This window comes from Rhodococcus sp. I2R (assembly GCF_020889545.1).
Lineage (GTDB): Bacteria > Actinomycetota > Actinomycetes > Mycobacteriales > Mycobacteriaceae > Rhodococcoides.
The window spans coordinates 317023-336301 of record NZ_JAHUTG010000001.1; the positions used below are offsets into that span (position 1 = coordinate 317023).

Annotated in this window: 17 protein-coding genes and 1 pseudogene; 5 read left to right on the forward strand and 13 right to left on the reverse strand. The window is 65.4% G+C overall.

All coding sequences use genetic code 11. The features are described 5' to 3' along the window. Positions 1–54 precede the first annotated feature (54 nt). The 4 genes from KVY23_RS01460 to KVY23_RS01475 all read right to left on the reverse strand — a co-directional run bounded on the left by KVY23_RS01460 (position 55) and on the right by KVY23_RS01475 (position 3753). Positions 55–969, reverse strand: coding sequence for a 1-acyl-sn-glycerol-3-phosphate acyltransferase (locus KVY23_RS01460; RefSeq protein WP_230555018.1), 915 nt, complete (start codon positions 967–969; stop codon positions 55–57). Further along, entirely contained in the window at positions 966–1805 is an 840-nt protein-coding gene (locus KVY23_RS01465) for a GNAT family N-acetyltransferase (RefSeq protein WP_206511117.1), read from the reverse strand. Before KVY23_RS01465 ends, KVY23_RS01460 begins: the two co-directional genes overlap by 4 nt. 147 nt (positions 1806–1952) lie before the next feature. Next, positions 1953–2909, reverse strand: coding sequence for an electron transfer flavoprotein subunit alpha/FixB family protein (locus KVY23_RS01470; RefSeq protein WP_230555019.1), 957 nt, complete (start codon positions 2907–2909; stop codon positions 1953–1955). A 43-nt stretch (positions 2910–2952) separates the two neighbouring features. After that, a complete protein-coding gene (locus KVY23_RS01475) occupies positions 2953–3753 on the reverse strand; it encodes an electron transfer flavoprotein subunit beta/FixA family protein (RefSeq protein WP_206510880.1) in 801 nt (266 codons plus the stop codon). A gap of 305 nt (positions 3754–4058) precedes the next feature. Between KVY23_RS01475 and KVY23_RS01480 the strand changes: the two genes are divergently transcribed. From KVY23_RS01480 to KVY23_RS01490, 3 genes are read left to right on the forward strand one after another with little or no spacing between them, the layout of a single operon-like run. After that, on the forward strand, positions 4059–4814 hold the full coding sequence (locus KVY23_RS01480) for a class I SAM-dependent methyltransferase (RefSeq protein ID WP_230555048.1): 756 nt from the start codon (positions 4059–4061) through the stop codon (positions 4812–4814). Between the two features lie 32 nt (positions 4815–4846). Further along, a complete protein-coding gene (locus tag KVY23_RS01485) occupies positions 4847–6358 on the forward strand; it encodes a glycoside hydrolase family 57 protein (RefSeq protein WP_230555049.1) in 1512 nt (503 codons plus the stop codon). Continuing rightward, the gene (locus KVY23_RS01490; protein WP_230555020.1) at positions 6359–7606 is read left to right on the forward strand and encodes a glycosyltransferase family 4 protein; all 1248 of its coding nucleotides are present in this window, start codon (positions 6359–6361) and stop codon (positions 7604–7606) included. It abuts the gene before it with no gap. On the opposite strand, the gene KVY23_RS01495 is transcribed toward KVY23_RS01490, so the two are convergent. Continuing rightward, positions 7589–8365 carry an acyltransferase gene (locus KVY23_RS01495; RefSeq protein ID WP_075840164.1) on the reverse strand — a complete coding sequence of 259 codons (777 nt, stop codon included), beginning with the start codon at positions 8363–8365 and terminating at the stop codon, positions 7589–7591. The genes KVY23_RS01490 and KVY23_RS01495 overlap by 18 nt on opposite strands. A gap of 172 nt (positions 8366–8537) precedes the next feature. On the opposite strand from KVY23_RS01495, the gene KVY23_RS01500 reads away from it, so the two are divergent. Beyond that, complete coding sequence (locus KVY23_RS01500) at positions 8538–9848, forward strand: PQQ-binding-like beta-propeller repeat protein (RefSeq protein WP_230555021.1); 1311 nt, start codon at positions 8538–8540, stop codon at positions 9846–9848. Here KVY23_RS01500 and KVY23_RS01505 read toward each other — a convergent pair. From KVY23_RS01505 to KVY23_RS01525, 5 genes are read right to left on the reverse strand one after another with little or no spacing between them, the layout of a single operon-like run. After that, the gene (locus tag KVY23_RS01505) at positions 9832–11013 is read right to left on the reverse strand and encodes a class I SAM-dependent methyltransferase (RefSeq protein WP_230555022.1); all 1182 of its coding nucleotides are present in this window, start codon (positions 11011–11013) and stop codon (positions 9832–9834) included. The genes KVY23_RS01500 and KVY23_RS01505 overlap by 17 nt on opposite strands. A gap of 30 nt (positions 11014–11043) precedes the next feature. Beyond that, a complete protein-coding gene (locus KVY23_RS01510; protein ID WP_230555023.1) occupies positions 11044–12087 on the reverse strand; it encodes a class I SAM-dependent methyltransferase in 1044 nt (347 codons plus the stop codon). A 55-nt stretch (positions 12088–12142) separates the two neighbouring features. Then, a complete protein-coding gene (locus tag KVY23_RS01515) occupies positions 12143–12922 on the reverse strand; it encodes an enoyl-CoA hydratase/isomerase family protein (protein ID WP_230555024.1) in 780 nt (259 codons plus the stop codon). Positions 12923–12947: 25 nt separating this feature from the next. After that, complete coding sequence (locus KVY23_RS01520; RefSeq protein WP_230555025.1) at positions 12948–13805, reverse strand: NUDIX hydrolase; 858 nt, start codon at positions 13803–13805, stop codon at positions 12948–12950. 34 nt (positions 13806–13839) lie between these two features. Next, positions 13840–14682 carry an ABC transporter ATP-binding protein gene (locus KVY23_RS01525; RefSeq protein WP_230555026.1) on the reverse strand — a complete coding sequence of 281 codons (843 nt, stop codon included), beginning with the start codon at positions 14680–14682 and terminating at the stop codon, positions 13840–13842. Positions 14683–14713: 31 nt separating this feature from the next. Here KVY23_RS01525 and glgX point away from each other — a divergent pair, with 31 nt between their 5' ends. Then, positions 14714–16852 carry a glycogen debranching protein GlgX gene (gene glgX / locus KVY23_RS01530; protein WP_230555027.1) on the forward strand — a complete coding sequence of 713 codons (2139 nt, stop codon included), beginning with the start codon at positions 14714–14716 and terminating at the stop codon, positions 16850–16852. Between the two features lie 95 nt (positions 16853–16947). On the opposite strand, the gene KVY23_RS01535 is transcribed toward glgX, so the two are convergent. The 3 genes and pseudogenes from KVY23_RS01535 to KVY23_RS01545 all read right to left on the reverse strand — a co-directional run. Next, positions 16948–17706: a peptidyl-tRNA hydrolase gene (locus KVY23_RS01535; RefSeq protein WP_075840167.1), complete on the reverse strand. Its 759-nt coding sequence runs from the start codon at positions 17704–17706 to the stop codon at positions 16948–16950. Beyond that, positions 17703–18920: a phosphoserine phosphatase SerB gene (gene serB, locus KVY23_RS01540; RefSeq protein ID WP_268994592.1), complete on the reverse strand. Its 1218-nt coding sequence runs from the start codon at positions 18918–18920 to the stop codon at positions 17703–17705. Before serB ends, KVY23_RS01535 begins: the two co-directional genes overlap by 4 nt. A 139-nt stretch (positions 18921–19059) precedes the next feature. Further along, a pseudogene (locus KVY23_RS01545) lies at positions 19060–19279 on the reverse strand (cytochrome ubiquinol oxidase subunit I); the annotation flags it as partial.

Genomic DNA, 19279 nt, shown 5'->3' on the forward strand with positions numbered 1-19279 from the left:
CGGCGCCGGTATCCCGTCCCTGCGCGATACCGGCACCCACCCCAGCAAGCCTTGTCAGCGTCCGATGTGCAGTTCTGGTGCGCGAACGGCGTCGTCGAGTGCAACGGCATGCATGGACGGGTCGTGTGTTTCTCCGGCCCGTGCCGAGAGTTCACATCGACTCGCCAGATCGCGGCGGTCGTTGCCGGGCGGCTCGGGTGCAGGCAGTTCGACCTGTGCGGTGATTCCTTTGAGCCGGAAGATTCGGCTGATCGACTGTCCGATTGTTTCCTCGCCGACGAAGCAGGTGGCGGTGGTGAGGCCGTCGTCTGCGTCGGTGTACCGCAGCCGGACGGGCTGTACCCAGGTTTCGGTGTCGATGGCCGCCTGGAACATCGCAGGCCGGAACGATCCGTATGCCCGTCCGCACCATGTCGTCGCCTCTGGAAACGCGACCACGGCGGAGCCGCTGTCGAGACGTCGACTCACCTGTTCCACGGTTCCGGGCAAGGCCCGTAGGTTTGCGCGATCGATCGGAAGCACCTTCATCGCGCGGGCGAGCAGTCCGAGAACGGGCCAGTCGATGAGGTCGCCGCGCGCGACAAAGGTCGCCGGACGCAGGGCGGTGAGGACGAGCACATCGGTCCACGAGACGTGAGCGGCGACGAACAGCGCGCCCGCATCGGTTCGGGAACGTTCACGGTCGGATCGCAAGTCCGATACGCGCAGATCGATGCCGACCGCGAACAACAGGAGCCTCGCACCGAATCTCGTCACTCCGTGACGGGCACGCGGTGAGGCCAATCCGACGAGGATCAGAATCGGGAGCAGGCCGAATGCGATGATCGCGACGAGTATGCGCAGCAGCACCGTCACGCGCATCACGGTTGCCGAGTCACGGCCGATGCATCCGGTTCCGCAGGGGCTCGAGGGCATCCACGCGTGATCCGTTCGTGGTTCGACCGGTGCGAGGTCTTTCGACGGACTCATGCGCCCGCTTTCGTCTCGTAGGTGGTGGCTGCGCTTCGCAGTCGGTCGAGGTATCTGGTGTTGGCCTCGTGCAAACCGAGTAGCGCGACGAAGTCCGCGACACCGAACGCCGGGTCGTGCGCCGGCTCTCCGCATATCTGGGCGCCCAGTCTGAGGTAGCCCCGCAGGAGCGGCGGCATGGTCGTACGTGCGGGGGCAGCAATCTCGTCGAGGGTTCGGCCGTCGACAATCACCGGGTTGTACGGCACAGCTCGTCGGTCGAGTGCAGATCCGTGTCTGTTGAGGAGTTGGTCGCGGACTCCCCGGACGTTCGCCCCGGCGGGTTCGTCGGGTGCGGACTGCATGGGAACCGATACACATCCCATCACCCATTCCAGTCCGGTGACTTCGAGGTAGTGCAGAATTCCGGCCCACATCAGTCCGAGGACGGATCCGGAGCGGTGATCGGGATGGACGACGGCTCGGCCCATCTCGACCACCCTGGAGGCAGCGGGGTCCAGCGCGCGGAGATCGAATTCGGTTGCGGTGTAGTAGCCGCCGGCGGCGATTGCGGCGTCGGGCGGGAGCATGCGGTAGCAACCGACGAAGACGTCGGTCTTGTTGTCACGGACGAGCAGGTGGTCGCAGAACTCGTCGAAGCGGTCGGCGTCGAGGCCGTCGGTGTCCTCTTCGATGGCGAACCCTGGTTCGGAGGCGAACACGTCGTACCGGAGTCGCTGCGCGGCGCGGCGGTGGTCTCGGTCGGTGGAGAGCACGAGCGAATACCGATCGGTGGCAGGAGGGGAGCCTGCGGAACGACCGGCTTCGGCTGGGTTGATTACCGTTCGAGACGTCATGACTGAACTGGTCATGACGTGTGTCTAACGAATCAGAACGGCCTCAGTGCGTCGGGAGGGTAACGCCGCCGCAGATGTTGTGTGAACGGCTGCGGCAAGCAACAGGCCCCCACATCCGACGGATGTGGGGGCCCGGGAGCTGTGTGATCAGCCCTTGTGCTTCTTGACGGACTCGGTCAGCTGCGGTGCGACGTTGAACAGGTCGCCCACGATGCCGTAGTCGGCGATCTCGAAGATGGGTGCTTCCTCGTCCTTGTTGACGGCGACGATGGTCTTCGAGGTCTGCATCCCTGCGCGGTGCTGGATGGCACCGGAGATGCCCAGTGCGATGTACAGCTGCGGTGAGACGGTCTTGCCGGTCTGGCCGACCTGGAACTGGCCCGGGTAGTAGCCCGAGTCGACGGCTGCGCGCGATGCGCCGACTGCTGCACCGAGCGAATCGGCCAGGTCTTCGACGACGCTGAACTTGTCTGCGCTGCCGACTCCGCGGCCACCGGACACGACGACGCTGGCTTCGGTGAGTTCCGGGCGGTCGCCTCCGACGATCGGATCACGCGAGGTGATCTTCACGACGGCTTCTTCCTGGGCTGGGACCTCGACGCTCTCGCGTGTGCCTGCTCCGGCCTTGGGCTCGGCCTCGACCGCACCGGGGCGAAGCGAGATGACGGGAACATCGCCATTGGCCTTGGCCTCGACGGTGAACGCACCTCCGAAGATGGAGTAGGTGGCGCTGCCGCCAGCGGTGATGGCGACGACGTCGTTGTGGTAGCCGGAGCCGAGGCGAGCTGCGAGACGACCCGCAACCTCTTTGCCCTCGATGCTTGCGGCGGTCATGATTGCGGCCGGGCTGACCGATTCTGCAAGGCCTGCCAGTACGTCGATCTTGGGGGTGACGAGGAATCCGTCGATGTCGTCGGACTCTGCGGCGTAGATCTTCTCGGCGCCGGCCTCGGTCAGCGCGTCGGCGACCTTGTCGGTGGTGCCGGACGGGCCGGTGACGACCGCCGACGGCTCGCCGAGGGCGCGAGCGGCGGTGATCAGCTCGGCGCTGACCTTCTTCAGAGTTCCGTCGACGTGCTCCACGAGCACGAGTACTTCTGCCATGTCTTGCTCTCCTTGAGTGGTCTCGAGTGGCTCGGGGGCTGGATCAGATGATCTTTTGGCCGACGAGGTAGCTGGCGATCTTCTGGCCGCCGTCGCCTTCGTCGGTGACCCGCTCGCCCGCAGTCTTGGGAGGCTTCGGCGTGGACGACGTCACGGTCGTTCCCGCGTTCTCGACACCGACGATGCCGTCTTCGACACCGATATCCGAAAGGGTGATCGTCTGCACCGTCTTCTTCTTCGCGGCCATGATGCCCTTGAAGGAGGGGAAGCGCGGTTCGTTGATCTTCTCGGTGACGCTCACGATGGCGGGAAGCGTTGCTTCGAGGCCGAAGATGCCCTCGTCTGTCTCGCGCTCACCGGAGACCTTGCCGTCGGCGACAGTCACCTTGCGCATCTGCGTGAGCGCGGGGATCTGCAGGTACTCGGCGATGATGGCCGGTACGGCGCCGGTGCGTCCGTCGGTTGCTTCGTTGCCGGCGATGATGAGGTCGGCCGGCTCGTCGTTCTCGAATGCGACGTTCCCGAGCGCTGCCGCGAGTGCGTAGCCCGTCTGGATTGCGTCGGAGCCGTGCATCGACGGGTCGTTCAGGTGTACTGCACTGTCCGCGCCCATGGACAGGGCTTTGCGGATGGCGTCGGTCGCGCGGTCGGGGCCTGCGGACAGAACCTTCACCTCGCCGCCCTGTGCTTCCTTGATGAGCAGGGCTTCCTCGACGGCGCGCTCGTTGATCTCGTCGAGCACTGCGTCGGCTGCCTCGCGGTCGAGGGTGAAGTCACCGTCGGTGAGCTTGCGCTCGGACCACGTGTCGGGAACCTGCTTGATCAAAACAACGATGTTCGTCATGGGTCTGCGTCGACCTCCTGGTCATGGTTCGCTTCAATCGGGGCGTACTAATGGGTTCTTGCTGTTCTAGGCCTTGTCGTAGATTACCCCATGTTTAGTTACTGGCGGGTAACTTACGGCACTTCCGGTTCGACCATACATCCGACCCACTCCGACCCCACCGCACAGCCGATGGTTCTTTCACCCCGTGAGGCACTACCCTCTCGTCGGTGAGCGATTCATCGAACGCAACGCCGACCCCCACAGCGCCACGGACCGTCGAAGCGTCACCGACCCCCGCGACAGCGGATGCCCCTGCGCTTGCGCTGACCGGGGAGCGGACGGTGCCGGGTATCGCCGAGGAGAACTACTGGTTCCGTCGGCACGAAGTCGCCTACGAAGCGCTGGCGAAGCGCTGCATCGATCGCGTCGTTCTCGAGGCGGGATCCGGAGAAGGCTACGGCGCCAACATGATCGCCGATGTGGCGTCCGTGGTGATCGGACTGGACTACGACCTGTCCGCGGCCACGCACGTCAGTACCCGGTACCCCAGGGTCCGCATGCTGCGCGGCAATCTCGCTCGACTCCCGCTACGGGATGCATCGGTCGATGTCGTCGTCAATTTCCAGGTGATCGAGCACCTGTGGGACCAGGCGCAGTTCTTGAGCGAGTGCTTCCGAGTCCTGACTCCGGGCGGCGCACTGTTGATCAGCACCCCCAATCGGATCACCTTCTCCCCCGGCCGCGATACGCCGTTGAACCCGTTCCACACCCGAGAACTCGATGCCGTTGAGCTGATCGAACTGCTGGTCGAAGCGGGCTTCACCGTGGAAACGATGACGGGTGTCCATCACGGTCGAGCGCTCCGCGAGTTGGACGCGAAACACGGCGGATCGTTCATCGACGCACAGATCGAGCGGTCGCTCGCCGGTGATCCGTGGCCGCAGGACCTGACCGAGGATGTCGCGTCCGTCGAGGTGGCCGACTTCGAGGTGGACCCGTCCGAGATCGACGCCAGCCTCGACCTGGTGGCGATTGCGATCAAACCGTCAGCGGCCGGGACGTCTCCGGTGAGCGGGTGAGCACACCGGTACCCTCCGTGACCGAACCGGGGATGTTCGCCCTGGTTCTGCACTCCCACCTCCCCTGGCTCGCCAACCACGGCCGCTGGCCGGTGGGTGAGGAATGGCTCTACCAATCGTGGGCCGGTTCGTACCTGCCGCTGACGACGATGCTGAGCACTCTCGCCGACGAGGGCCGAACCAATCTTCTTTCGCTCGGAATCACCCCGGTACTGGCAGCACAGTTGGACGATCCGCACTGCTTGTCCGGCATGCATCACTGGCTCGGCAACTGGCAGTTGCGTGCACACGAGGCTCGGGATCGGGGGTTGGCGAGGCGCGAACACCGCGCTGCCGCGGGATCGCTCGAGACCTTCGAAAAGCATTGGCGGCACGGCGGTTCAGCTCTGTTCCGCAGTCTGATCGATGCCCGAGCCATCGAATTGCTGGGCGGCCCGCTCGCACATCCGTTTCAGCCGTTGATGGACCCGCGGTTGCGCGAATTCTCCTTGACGGAAGGACTTTCCGACGCCGAGGCTCGTTGGGGAACACGACCGAGTGGGATCTGGGCCCCGGAGTGCGCGTACGCGCCGGGCATGGAGAAGGGTTATGCCGCAGCAGGAGTCACCCACTTCATGGTCGACGGGCCGGCGCTGCGCGGAGACACCACGTTGGCAAGGCCGGTGTACGACTCCGACGTTCTGGCTTTCGGCCGCGACCTGAAGGTCAGTTACCGGGTGTGGTCACCGAAATCCGGCTATCCGGGGCATGCTGCCTATCGCGATTTCCACACCTACGATCACGCTACCGGCCTCAAACATGCACGCGTGACCGGACGGGCAGTGGCGTCACAGGACAAGGCCCCGTACGACCCCGAGGCGGCATCAGCGGCAATCGACAAGCACGTCGTGGACTTCGTGGACTCCGTCAGGCGGCGTCTACGCGAGGAGTCGAGCAGAATCGGCCGTCCCGCGCTCGTCGTGGCCGCGTTCGACACCGAATTGTTCGGTCACTGGTGGTTCGAGGGCCCGATCTGGCTCGAACGTGTCCTTCGTGCTCTACCGGAAGCCGGCATCGACGTCGGCACACTTGCCGACGCCCGGTCGAGGGGATATGTCGGCGCTCCAGTCGAGCTCGAGCGGTCCTCGTGGGGATCGGGCAAGGACTGGCGGGTGTGGGCCGGCGACGCAGTACAGGACCTGGTGGCGCTCAACGAAGAGGTGGTCGACACTGCTCTGCGCACCGTGGATGCCGGGCGCGGCGCGGCCTCGAACGGACGACCAGAATTACGCAACCCGGTCAACGATCAGATTTTGCGTGAGACACTTCTGGCTATCGCCAGCGACTGGGCATTCATGGTCAGCAAGGATTCCGCCGCCGAGTACGCCCGTCGGCGCGCGCACATCCACGCGCACGCTCTGCGCGAGATCGCCGACGCGGCGACACGGGGGCATGACGTTCGCGCCGCCGAACTCGCAGCGCAGTGGAATCGGGCAGACGGGTTGTTCCCGGCCCTCGACGCCCGGCGACTGCGTAGGGATCGGCCGCAAGGAGGGGAACGATAAGTGAAGATTCTGATGGTGTCGTGGGAATACCCGCCGGTGGTGGTGGGCGGCCTCGGTCGCCATGTGCATCACCTCGCCACCGAACTCGTGCGAAGCGGCCACGAGGTCGTGGTTCTCTCTCGCCGTCCCACCGGAACCGACGCTTCGACCCATCCGACGCTCCATCGCATCGAGGACGGTGTTCTCGTCGTCGCGGTCGCCGAGGATCCCCCGCACTTCGTGTTCGGCGAGGACATGCTCGCCTGGACGCTCGCCATGGGCCACGCCATGGTGCGGGCAGGAATTGCGCTGGGCAAGCCCGGACTGGGCGAGGGTTGGCAACCCGAGGTCGTCCACGCACACGATTGGCTCGTCGCGCACCCTGCGATCGCGCTGGCCGAGCACTTCGACGTCCCCCTGGTCTCGACCATTCACGCCACCGAGGCCGGCCGCCACAGCGGCTGGATCTCCGGTCCGGTCAATCGGCAGGTCCACTCCATCGAATGGTGGCTCGCCAACGACTCCGATGCCGTCATCACATGTTCGGCCTCCATGAAAGACGAGGTCACCCGACTGTTCGGGATTCGCGACGCGGCGGTGACCGTCATTCGCAACGGAATCGACATTCGCACGTGGACCTTCCGACGCCGACAGCCGCGTCACGAACCGGCGAAACTGCTCTACGTCGGCCGCCTCGAGTACGAAAAGGGCATTCAGGATGCCATCGCTGCACTGCCACGCATCCGTCGCAGTCATCCGGGAACGACGCTTCACATTGCCGGCGAAGGCACCCAGTACGCCTGGCTCGCTCAGCTTGCCCGCACCCACCGCGTCGCTCGGGCGGTCTCGTTCATGGGCACGCTCGATCACGCCGAACTGTTGGGTTGGCTCCACGGCGCCGACGCCATCGTCCTACCGAGCCGCTACGAACCTTTCGGGATCATCGCCCTCGAAGCCGCCGCAGCGGGCATTCCGCTCGTGGCGTCCACGGCCGGTGGCCTCGGAGAGGCCATCGTCGACTCGGTGACTGGGCTGTCCTTCGAGCCGGCCGACGTCGCAGGGCTGGCGTCCTCGGTTCGGCAGGTCCTCGACAACGTCGATGCCGCCCAAGAGCGCGCCGAAGCTGCGCGTGCCCGACTCACGGTCGACTTCGACTGGAAGCACGTTGCCGACGCCACCGCGCAGGTCTACCTCTCGGCCAAACGCAAGGTCCGGTTTCCCCTGGGCCGTCCGACCATCATCGAGCGAGCCCTACCCGAACGAAGCTGATTCGCCACGAGTCTGCTCGGCAGCTTTGAGCGCTTTCTTCCGCTCGATGTCTTCGAGCGCCGCGATGTACTCGGCGCGTTCCGCGGCCCCGGCCTCCCAGTCGGCTTTCCTGTTGCGCACTACCTTCGCGGGCGCCCCGACGGCGATGCTGTAATCGGGCACGACGCCTTTGACGACTGCGTGCGCACCGAGCACACAACCGCGCCCCACGCTGGTCTCGCGCAACACGGTGACCTTGGTGGCGATCCAGGTGTCCGGCCCGATCCGCACGGGCCCCTTGACGATGCCCTGGTCCTTGATGGGGATGTTCACATCATCCATTCGATGGTCGAAGTCGCAGATATAGCACCAGTCGGCTACGAGCGTCGACGCGCCGATCTCGATGTCGAGGTAGGTGTTGACGACGTTGTCCTTACCGAAGACAACCTTGTCGCCGATGCGTAGCGAACCCTCGTGACACCGGATCGCGTTCCCGTCGCCGATGTGAACCCAGCGGCCGATCTCGAGCCTCGACAACTCCGGGGTGGAGTGAATCTCGACGTTCTTGCCCAAAAACAGCATCCCCCGCAGAATCACGTGCGGGTTGGCAGCCTTGAACCGCGCCAACCTGGCGTAACGAACCAGGTACCAGGGGGTGTAGGCCTTGTTCCGCAGCACCCATCGGAGCGAGTCGAGGGTGAGAAACCGAGCTTGATCGGTGTCCCGTCGTCTCGATCCACGCCACCGTGAACGGAGTGGGGCATTCCACATGCTCGTCATAGACAGTCACCCTAGTTTCGCGAGCGCGGTGAACCAACTTCCCCTCCGGCCGCTGCTGCGCGCCCCGCGGGCACCGGGATAGTCTCTTGCGGCAGGGGACATCCGCGAGCGCGGGGCTCCCGGCGAACTGCTACGACCCTGAACTGCTACTTCCGACGAAGGAGAACACCACGTGCTTGGCGGCAGAGCTGGCCTCGCCCGCACAGCGTCGCTGGCGACCGTAGCTGTGCTGACAGTCGCCGCGTGCAGCAGCGGGAGCGATACCGTCGACGCGCTCGACTCCAGCGGCTGGCCGGCCGCGCATGCGGATGCCCGAAACAGCAACTCGACCGAGCACAGCGGTCTCGAAAACGCCACCTTCGATTGGTCGCGGCCGCTGGGCGGCCCCGTGGTGTCACCGGTGTCGATAGCCTCGACCGGACAGATGTTCGTTTCCACCTATACCGACGCCGGATGCAATCTGTTCTCCTTCGAGATCGACTCCGGTAGGAAACGGTGGTGCAACCGGTCCGGGCCGTCGGTGGCGACCGCAACTCCGCTCGTCGATTCTGTCGCCAACACCTACATCGGCGACGACGGGGGGTTCTCGTCGTTCAACGATCACGGCCAGCTTCGTTGGCGAACACCGGTGTACGGAGTGCCTCGCTCGGCGCAGTTCCTCGGTGACGGCAGCGTGCTGGCCGTTACTCAACTCGGCCAGGTCAACATCCTCGACACTCAGACCGGCCGAACCACCGTGCCGATTCACGACTTGATCAGCCCGCCCGAATTCCTTGAAGCGCCGAACACCGACTTCCTGCCACCCGACACAGGCCTCGAGGCCTGCGCGACCGGTTCGTCGCAGTGCCCGGTCGCGGCAGCACCCGCAGTGGACCTGGACGCCTCGAACATCTATCTGGTTCTCTGGCGCGCGGGAGCTATTGCACCTCAACTTGTTTCGCTGCACTACGACGCCGATGCCACCCCCGCCGTCACCGAACGGTGGTCCTCCGAGTTGCTTCCAGCGGCGGTCACGTCGAGCCCAGTGCTTTCCGCTGACGGTGAATCGGTCTATCTCGCGGATGTCGACGGTCGGCTGAGCGCGTACAAAACCTCCGACGGCACCGCCAAGTGGACCTACGGCGCCGGCTTCGGGGCATCGGGGACGCCATCGATCTCCTCGGACGGATCCATCGTCCCCACCGGAGGCGATGCCGGAGTGCGCAGCCTACGCGACGAGGGAGACCGCGCAACGCTGGAGTGGGAACGAAACGACCTGCAGCAGTTGGGGACTCCGGTACACGCTGCGGATGACACAATTGTGACAGTCACCGGCCGCGGCAACGAATTGGTGATCTCGACGGTCGACGCGAACACCGGCGACACCGTCGCGGATCGCCCGCTGCCCGGGGCCACGGGCTTCACCGTGGGGACGTCGATCGGCCCGGACGGCCAGGTCGTCACCTCGACCTACCTCGGGGAGATCTTCACCTATTCGTCCTGAAATCCCCGGGTTCACGGGCCGCGCACACGAATGCGACCGCGGACCGTTCGATGCGCGTGATGATCACCGACAGCGCGAGGTTGCCGCGCAATTTGAGTCGGGGGCGCAGCACTGCCGGATCGACGTCGACCCCGCGCACCAGGATCTCGACGGAACCGCAATCGAGCGCCGTCAGCGCCTGACGGAGCACCTTTTCGGAATATTTGATGCGGTCGAGCACCCGGAACCCGTTCACGCCCGCCGGCACCGAGTCACCCGTGAGGTACGCAATCCGAGGATCGAGTTGCCACAGTCCGTGTTTGGCGGCGTAGTGCCGAACCAGCCCGGCCCTGACGACGGCCCCGTCCGGATCGATCAACCATGCGCCGGGAGCGGCGGCTTCGATATCGTCCGGATCGGCGTCGGTGATGTCGTAGCCGGAACCATCCGCGGCCAAGACCGTTGCCCGCCTGCGGACTGGTGGCCGCGCCAGTCCGGGTGACCACAGGCACGCCTCCCGAACACCGCCGCTCACCGAGACCACCTCGACCTCGCCGTCCCACCCCAGACGGTCGTAGTCCAGTCCGGGCGCGCACTTGACCACGAGGTCGCGGCCGGCGTAGACATCGAGCAACGCGGAAAGCGGTGGCTCGAGCGCTTCGGGATCGTGTGTCCGCCGGCCACCTGCACGCCGGCCGGGATCGGCGAGCACGACCGTCCCCCGCGTGGTGGGGGTCAGCGCATCGGCACGGAACACGCCCGCGGCGGGAACATTGTGCTGCGCCATCAGTACGCGAATCGGATCGAGATCACTACCGAGTACCGCGCCCGGCGTGGCGACGAGCGCGGCCAGTTCGGTACCGATCGAGCAGGTCACATCGTGCACGTCCCGACCGGCAAGTCGCTGCGCTCGGCGCCGCGCCACCACCGACGGTGTCGCCTGCTGGACGGCGTCGTCGGTGAGCAACCAACCCTCGGCATCGGAGATCTTTGCTCGGGCCCTACGCCTGAGCGTCGTGGTCTCGATCAACACGCCCACTCTGTCCCCGTGTCTACCTCGCACGAGGGCGACGTCGGTGAGCATCGACGCTTTGGTCAGTGGCAGTCGCTCCGTCTCCCGCAACGCAGCGACGCCGACATCGCTGCGGAGATAGTCGATGTCGGCGCCGGAAAAGGCATAACCCATGTCGGAGGTGTGTAGTCCGGCGGACTCGGCTCAGCTGGACTTTCTGCCGGTGATCATGACGTTGTAGAAAAAGCCGCGGGGTACGACGTGCCCCAACACGTTCTCGTCGACCCAGCTCAGCGACTTCCACCCGCCGAAAGCGAACTTCGCCCAGTTCCAACCCAGTTTCTCGGCGGGGACGGCAGCTTCGAACGTTCGAACCGGCCATCCCAACAGCGCCGCCGCGAACTCCTCGGTCTGCGCCTGCACCTCGACGGCACCGGCGCTGCGGGCAATGTCTTCGAGATCGGCGGGATCGAAGGTGTGAAGGTCGACCACTGCCTCCAGCGCAGCCGCACGCGAGGACTCGTCGAGTTCTTCCTGCGGCTTGCGCCAACTCGCCAGGAACGGAAGCTTGGTGACGCGAGTCGTCGCCTCCCAGGTCAATCGTCCGAGCCAGCGGGCGTAGAAGTTACCGACAGTGGTTGGCTCCCCCGCGAAGACGAAACGCCCGCCGGGCTTGAGCACTCGGAGCACCTCACGGAGTGAGAGCTCGACGTCGGGAATGTGATGCAACACCGCGTGTCCGACGACCAGATCGAACGTGTTGTCCTCGTAAGGGATGGTCTCGGCATCGGCTACCCGACCGTCCACATCGAGCTTCAGGTGCTCCGCATTGCGCAGCGCAACCTTCACCATGCCCGGCGACAGGTCCGTGACAGACCCCTTCTCCGCTACACCGGCCTGCATCAGGTTCAGCAAGAAGAACCCGGTGCCGCAGCCGAGCTCGAGGGCCCGACCGTACGGCAGCGCCTCCTGCGCCTCGTCCTGCCCGAGCACAGCGCGATCGAAGCGGCCGCGGGCGTAGTCGATGCAGCGCTCATCGTAAGAGATGGACCACTTGTCGTCGTACGTTTCCGCTTCCCAGTCGTGGTAGAGGACCTGAGCCAGTTTCGTGTCGCTTCGTGCCGCCTCGACCTGCTCGGCCGTGGCATGCGGGTTGGGCGCGGGGTCGCTCGAGGCATCGGACACCACGTGCAGGCCGGAGTCGGCGCGGCCGGTGGCAGAAGTACCGTCGTGGGGGCTTGCAGTCATGAGGGCAGCCTACTATCCAGTAGAGAATGAACAAGTTCTAGTTCTTGCGTAGCCGTCACTCGCCGGTGAACTCGGCCTTTCCCGGTCCATTGGCGATGAACGATTCCATACCGATCGTGCGATCAGAGGTCGCGAACAGCGCGGCGAACTGCTGAGCCTCGATCCTCAGACCAGTGTGCAGATCGGTGTCCAGCCCCGAATCGATTGATGCCTTCGCTGCTGCCAGAGCTCGCGAGGCACCCGTAGTGAACTGAGATGCCCAGGCCCGGGCGGCGTTGTACACCTCGTCGGGTGCGACCACCTCGTCGACCAGACCGATGCGCAGGGCTTCGTCGGCGCCCACGAAACGGCCGGTGAACACCATATCCTTGGCCCTGCTCGGCCCGATCAAACGAGCCAGTCGCTGTGTCCCACCGCCGCCGGGGATGACGCCCAGCAGCACCTCGGGGACGCCGAGCTTGACGTTGTCGCCCACGATCCGGCGATCGGCACCGAGCGCAACCTCCAACCCGCCACCGAGTGCATATCCGGTCACGGCCGCGACGACGGGCTTCGGGATCTCGGCCAACGAACCCAGCGCGGACTGCAGCTCGCCAGCGATGGCGGCCATCTGAGCCGCCGACAGCTCTGCCATCTCCTTGATGTCCGCACCGGCAGCGAACACCTTCTCGCCGCCGTAGACGATGACCGCCTTGACGGAGGAATCGACACTCGCTGCCCGCGCCGCGGCTCGTATTTCCTCCTGTAGCTGACGGTTCAGAGCATTCATAGGAGGGCGGTCCAGCCGAATCGTGCCGATGCCGTCTGTTACCTCGAGAGTCACGAACTCAGCCATGGTTCACACGCTACCGGTGTGGGCCCTACCGCCCGGTCCACGGGTGCGCGCTGCCTTCGTAGTACCCCTGCTGCCCCGGGAAGTCGACCCGCAATTCTCCGTCGACGCGGTACAGATCAGGCTGGATCGGTGCGATCTGAGGACGTGCCGCGAGCACATCCGCCACCGATTCGAATTCGAGTAGGCCGGACAGCTGACTCCACGTCGGCGGAAGCAGGATCGTCTGCCCGCCGCGCCAGTCTTCGAGCGCAGCGGAGACGGACCGCCAGCCCACCGATGCCGCTTCGCTGCACGCCCCGTCCGCGTCCTGTCCGCTCGGCGCAGCGGCCACGAAGAACCTCGTGTCGTACCGCCGCTTCTCGCCCACCGGAGTGATCCAGTTCGACCAAGGCCTGAGCAGATCCGCCCGCAGCACCAGACCGTTGCGAACCAGAAACTCACCGAAGGTCTGCTCGCGCCGCTCGAGCCGTCCTCTATCACTGGAATAGCCGGAGGTGTCGGAGACGACCGAGTCCGTCGTCGGACCGGCAAGCAAGATTCCACATTCCTCGAACATCTCGCGTGCGGCCGCGCATACAAGCGCCATCGCCTTGCGTTCGTCGACACCGAACTGCACAGCCCACCATGCAGCATCCGGCCCGGCCCACACGAGATCGGCGTCGGCGTCGGAAAGGTCGACGCCGCCGCCGGGGAAGACCGTCATGCCGCCGGCGAAGGCCATCCCGCCCACCCGTTCGAGCAAGAAGACCTCGATGCCCTCGGACCGCCCGGCGGGTTCGCTGTCACGAACGAGGATCACCGTCGAGGCATCACGCACCGGAAGGGAGCCGTCGGTCGTCCCCGACGCCGGGCCGTCGGTCGGGGGAAGTGGTGTGGGGGTCATCTTCGAAAACTACAACGACCGCCGCAGGCGATGATCAGCGGCGGTGCTGACCGGCTGCCCTGGTGCGTCGCGCGAAGAAGCGACCGTCGACTCGATCGAGTGTGATCGACTGGCTGAATGCCTCGGTGAGGTTCTCCGCGGTGATCACGTCATCGACGAGTCCCTGTGCGACGACACCACCCTCCTTGAGCAACAAGGCATGGCTGAATCCCGGCGGGATCTCCTCCACATGATGGGTGATCAGGACCGTCGCCGGAGCGTCGGGGTCGGCGGCCAGGTCGGCCAACCGGGCGACGAGTTCCTCGCGCCCGCCGAGATCGAGTCCGGCCGCCGGCTCGTCGAGCAGCAGCAACTCCGGGTCGGTCATCAGCGAACGTGCAATGAGCACGCGTTTGCGCTCCCCCTCGGAAAGCGTTCCGTACGTTCGCTGCGCCAGGTGCTCGGCACCGAGACTTTCGAGCATGTCGACAGCACGCTCGGTGTCGATCTCGTCGTAGCGCTCACGCCACCGTCCGAGCACGCTGTACCCCGCCGAAACCACCAGGTCGATCACTGTTTCGTCAGCAGGAATGCGATGAGCGAGCGCAGACGAGGAGAGCCCGATCCGCGTCTTCAGATCGGCGACGTTAGCCTTGCCCATCACTTCGCCCAGCACATGTGCGACGCCGGATGTCGGATGCACCTCGGCCGCGGCGATCCGCATCAACGATGTCTTTCCGGCGCCGTTCGGCCCCAGCACCACCCACCGTTCGTCCAACTCGACCTGCCAGGTCACCGGTCCGACAAGGGTTACCCCGCCTCGCCTGATGAGAACGTCTTTGAAATCGATGAGCAGATCGGGATCCGGTTCAGACACGGTCCCTATCTTGTCGCACATGAGGCCACCGAACACGGCAAGATCTCCATGCGTGTCGTCCAATTCACATCACAACGCCCTCGGGGAACTCCCCGCGACCGGTTCACCCTTTCCACTGGGAGCCACAGCAACCGAGAGTGGGATTCAATTTGCAGTCCACTCCCCCGAGGCCGACGGGCTCGAGATCTGTCTGATCGACCCGGATGGAGGTGAGCGCCGCGTCGAACTGGGCAGTCGCACCTACGGGATCTGGCACGGTGTGATCAGAGATGTCGACGCCGGCGCGACATACGGGATCAGAGCGCACGGGCCGTGGAATCCGAGCCGCGGGCTCCGATTCAACTCGCACAAGCTTCTTCTCGACCCGGCAGCGCGCCAGATCTCGGGACGGCTGGGGGCGGCGGCAGCTCTGCTGTCCTACGAGGACGACCCGTTCGGACACGCGAGCACTGTCGACTCGCTCGGACACGTTCCGCTCTCGGTCGTCACCGCGCCGGCAAACCGGCCGCTCAGCCCGAGGCCGGAGGTGCCGTGGGATCAGACCGTACTCTACGAAATGCACGTCGGTGCCTATACGGCGCGTCATCCGGGCGTACCGCCGGAATATCGCGGAACATATCTCGGCCTCACCGCCCCCGCAGTCCTCGAACATCTACGACGCATCGGTGTCACCACGATCGAGCTGCTCCCGGTGCAGGCGATGCTGACGGAACCGGATGTGCGGTCCCGGGGCATGCGCAACCACTGGGGATACTCGACGGGAGCCTTCTTCGCACCCGACCCGCGATTCGCCTCGACTCCCGGCGCCGAGATCACCGAGTTCAGAACGATGGTCGACGCCGTACATGCGGCGGGCATCGAGATCGTGCTCGACGTCGTGTACAACCACACATGCGAATCCTCCGTCGCCGGCCCGTCGATCAGTTGGCGCGGACTCGACGCGCCCGGCTACTACTTGCTCGACGGACGAGGTCAGGACGTCGACCTGACCGGCTGCGGGAACACCGTCGACTCCGCCTCGCCTGCAGTGGTGCGCATGGTGTGCGACAGCCTCCGATACTGGGTGACCGAGATGGGCGTCGATGGATTCCGCTTCGATCTGGCAAGCGCGCTCGGACGCCCCGGCGGTTGGCGCTTCGATGCTCGCGCACCGCTACTCACAGCGATCACCACTGATCCTGTTCTGTCCCGAACGAAACTGATCGCCGAGCCATGGGACGCCACCGGCGCCGGCTACGAAGTGGGCGGCTTCGGGAGTATGTGGTCGGAATGGAACGATCGTTATCGCGATACGATCCGCCGATTCTGGGCCGGCCAGAGCGGTGTGCGCGAGCTCGCGTCGAGGCTCGCCGGTTCCGAGGACATCTATGGCGGCGGCAGCCGAAAGCCCTGGGCTTCGGTCAATTTCATCAGTGCCCACGACGGATTCACCGTCCGCGACCTCGTGTCCTACGCAGCGAAGCACAACGAGGTCAACGGTGAGGAGAATCGGGACGGAACCAACCACAACATCTCGGTCAACCACGGCGCAGAGGGCCCGACGAACGATCCGGCGATCTTGTCCGCACGCGCTCGTCACGTTCGCGCGCTGCTGGCCACGCTGGCGCTGTCCACCGGAACACCGATGCTCTTGGCCGGAGACGAGTTGGGCCATACACAGGGCGGCAACAACAACGCCTACTGCGTTCCCGAGGACACACCCGCCGCTCTTGCTTGGGCAATCGACTGGTCGACGGCCGATGACGATCTCGTCGCCTTCGTCTCGCGCCTTCTGCGTGTCCGCCGAGGCGCTCCGGCGCTGCGCCAGCAGGAATTCTTCATCGGACGCGACACACCCAGCGGCCGTCCGGATCTGGTGTGGTTCGATGCGGCCGGTCACGAGCTGAGCATCGAAGCCTGGAACGACGATTCGGTCCGCACGCTGCAGGCGTGGGTCGATGGCGGCGACATACGCTCCTTCGAGCCGGAAGGACTACCGGTAGCCGATGTCAGCGCATTGCTGATCGTGCACTCCGGCGGCCCCATCGAACTCACACTCGCATGTCCGGCCTGGGCCGCGTCGCAGTTCGTTCCCATCTTCGATTCCTCCACCGTCGACGGCGCGCCGTCGAGCACGTCGACGGTGCAGGCCGGGTCGGTGATCCCGTTGTCAGGGCCCACAGTGATGGTCCTGCGCAGCGAGGGAACATGAATACTGGCCCTGCTTTCGATATCCACTGACGCGCGCGTGGACCCGTCAAGCTCGGAGCGGTTCGCGCAGCCGAGAATCCAACAATCTGATCGAAATCACGGCGCTGGTTGGGCGATCACGGTCATCGAGCCCGGTGCTACCTCGGTGAACCCTGCGTCGCGGACGGCGACAGCCCGCCCGGTGTCGACGAGTGCGCGGGCATGCTTCCACTGTTTCGGGTCGGCCTCGCGGACCGAGCAGACGAACCCTTCCGACGCCCAGCTTCGGCACTGGTCCACCGTCATCACACCGGCGAGCAGCATGGCCGCGTGTCCGACCTGCGCGGCCGCCTTCCCGACAGTCATCTCCAGCGCAGCGTCGATCCACAGCACAGGCCTTCCGGGAATCGGCAGTGGCGGAGCATCGTGCTCGAGATCGGTCCCGCCGATCTGTAGCCGCTTGATCCGCGAATCCACGTCGCCGACTCGTCCGGGCACGAACGCACGAGCCTGCGCCTGTCCCACCTCGACGGTGATGCCCGGAACGTTCTGCGCTGCATCCCAGTGCGCACCCCTCGCGCGCCTGGCAACTTTTCGGATGCGGGCGAGAGTCCAGTCACGGACGGCGCCCTCCCATTCTCCGCCGGGACCGACACGCTCGTCCAGACACAGGGCGACCACCGCCGATGCCGCAGCTTCGAGCAGTTGGCTTCGCGGCGGTGGAGTTGCCTTGGGAACATGCAGCACCATGGGCATGGCGAGGACGTCCGCAGGGTCGGGTGGATCGCCGCGCCCGCCGTATCCCCGGGCGAGTATCGAATGGCGTTCCGCGAACGTATCCTCCTGGCTCTGCCCTTCCGGCGGAGCGTCGGTCACAGGATCGGGACGCGACGGACCCCGCCGTCGACGGCATCGGCGGCCTCGATCTCGCTGCGCGTGACACCGAGCATGAACAGAACGGCGTCGAGGTAGGGATGCGAGATGGCGGTATCCGCGATCTCGCGCAGAGCAGGCTTCGCGTTGAATGCGACACCCAGCCCGGCGGCGGTCAACATGTCGATGTCGTTGGCGCCGTCTCCGACAGCAACGGTCTGTTCCATCGGTACACCAGCCTGCGTCGCGAACTCACGCAACGCGCTCGCTTTGGCGGCACGGTCGACGATATCGCCCACGACCCGGCCGGTGAGCTTCCCGTCGACTATCTCGAGAGTGTTCGCTTTGACGAAATCCAGTTCGAGTTCGTGTGCCAGACCTTCGATGACCTGACGGAAACCGCCCGAGACGACGCCGCAGTGGTAGCCGAGCCGCCGAAGCGTGCGGATGGTGGTTCTGGCACCGGGCGTCAGTTCGAGCGCCTCGCCGACTTCCTCGATCACCGACGCATCCAGCCCGGCCAACGCCTGAACGCGTTGATGCAGCGATTCGGCGAAGTCGATCTCACCGCGCATCGCGGATTCGGTGACCGCGCGCACCTCTTCCTCACGGCCGGCCTTGGCCGCGAGCATCTCGATCACCTCACCCTGAACAAGGGTGGAGTCCACGTCGAACACGATGAGCCGCTTCGAGCGACGCGAAATCCCATCTCGTTCGACCGCGACATCGACGCCGACTCCGGCAGCGATCTCGGACAGACCGGTACGCAGAAGCCGATCGGCATCGGGCGAGGTGTTGGTTGCGGTGACCTGAAGTTCGAGACCGGTTACCGGGTAGTCCGCGATGCCCCGGATGGAGTCGATGTTGGCGCCCTGTCTGGCAAGTTCGCGGGAGATGGAGCTGAACGCACGGGCGGTGACGGGCCGTCCGAGCACGACGACAACGTGAGTCGCGAGCATTCGCTTGCCGACCGGGTCGGCACCGATCTCCACGTCGACGTGTACGCCGACCGTAGTCATCGCCTCTTCGAGCTCTTCCTGGAGCTCTTCGGCGTCGTTGGGGCAGGTCAGTAGTACACCCAATGTGAGGCGGCCTCTGATCACGACCTGTTCCACGTCGAGAAGACTCACCTGATGCCGCGACAGCGCAGCGAACAGAACCGAGGTGACTCCCGGTTTGTCCGGGCCCGTCACCGTGACGAGTACTGCGGTATCCATCGACGGCACTAGTTCTCCCTTCGCGCTCGACCCGCCCCGGGGGCGCGTCGTGTTCGGCGTGGTCTAGATCATGAATTGTCGCAAGCGAAGAGCCCCGCCCGTGTAGTCGGGAGGGGCCCTTCGATCACTGCGTGTTGATTTACTTCGGGTCTGGATCCCCGGAGCCTTCGTGGTCGCTGGTGGCGATGGGTGCCCGGCGTGCCTGTTCGAGGACTTCGGTGGTCTCGCCACCGTGGGACCCGGGACCGACGTGGGCTTCGGCGCGCATCCGGTCGACCATATGCGGGTAATGCAACTCGAACGCCGGACGCTCGGAACGGATACGAGGCAGCTCGGTGAAATTGTGCCGCGGCGGCGGG

What these genes read in the sequence shown, in the direction of transcription:
- KVY23_RS01460 (WP_230555018.1), bottom strand. Translation starts at nt 969, where the DNA reads ATGAGTCCGTCGAAAGACCTCGCACCGGTCGAACCACGAACGGATCAC.
- KVY23_RS01465 (WP_206511117.1), bottom strand. Translation starts at nt 1,805, where the DNA reads ATGACGTCTCGAACGGTAATCAACCCAGCCGAAGCCGGTCGTTCCGCA.
- KVY23_RS01470 (WP_230555019.1), bottom strand. Translation starts at nt 2,909, where the DNA reads ATGGCAGAAGTACTCGTGCTCGTGGAGCACGTCGACGGAACTCTGAAG.
- KVY23_RS01475 (WP_206510880.1), bottom strand. Translation starts at nt 3,753, where the DNA reads ATGACGAACATCGTTGTTTTGATCAAGCAGGTTCCCGACACGTGGTCC.
- KVY23_RS01485 (WP_230555049.1), top strand. Translation starts at nt 4,847, where the DNA reads ATGTTCGCCCTGGTTCTGCACTCCCACCTCCCCTGGCTCGCCAACCAC.
- KVY23_RS01495 (WP_075840164.1), bottom strand. Translation starts at nt 8,365, where the DNA reads ATGACGAGCATGTGGAATGCCCCACTCCGTTCACGGTGGCGTGGATCG.
- KVY23_RS01505 (WP_230555022.1), bottom strand. Translation starts at nt 11,013, where the DNA reads ATGGGTTATGCCTTTTCCGGCGCCGACATCGACTATCTCCGCAGCGAT.
- KVY23_RS01510 (WP_230555023.1), bottom strand. Translation starts at nt 12,087, where the DNA reads ATGACTGCAAGCCCCCACGACGGTACTTCTGCCACCGGCCGCGCCGAC.
- KVY23_RS01515 (WP_230555024.1), bottom strand. Translation starts at nt 12,922, where the DNA reads ATGGCTGAGTTCGTGACTCTCGAGGTAACAGACGGCATCGGCACGATT.
- KVY23_RS01520 (WP_230555025.1), bottom strand. Translation starts at nt 13,805, where the DNA reads ATGACCCCCACACCACTTCCCCCGACCGACGGCCCGGCGTCGGGGACG.
- KVY23_RS01525 (WP_230555026.1), bottom strand. Translation starts at nt 14,682, where the DNA reads ATGTGCGACAAGATAGGGACCGTGTCTGAACCGGATCCCGATCTGCTC.
- serB (WP_268994592.1), bottom strand. Translation starts at nt 18,920, where the DNA reads ATGGATACCGCAGTACTCGTCACGGTGACGGGCCCGGACAAACCGGGA.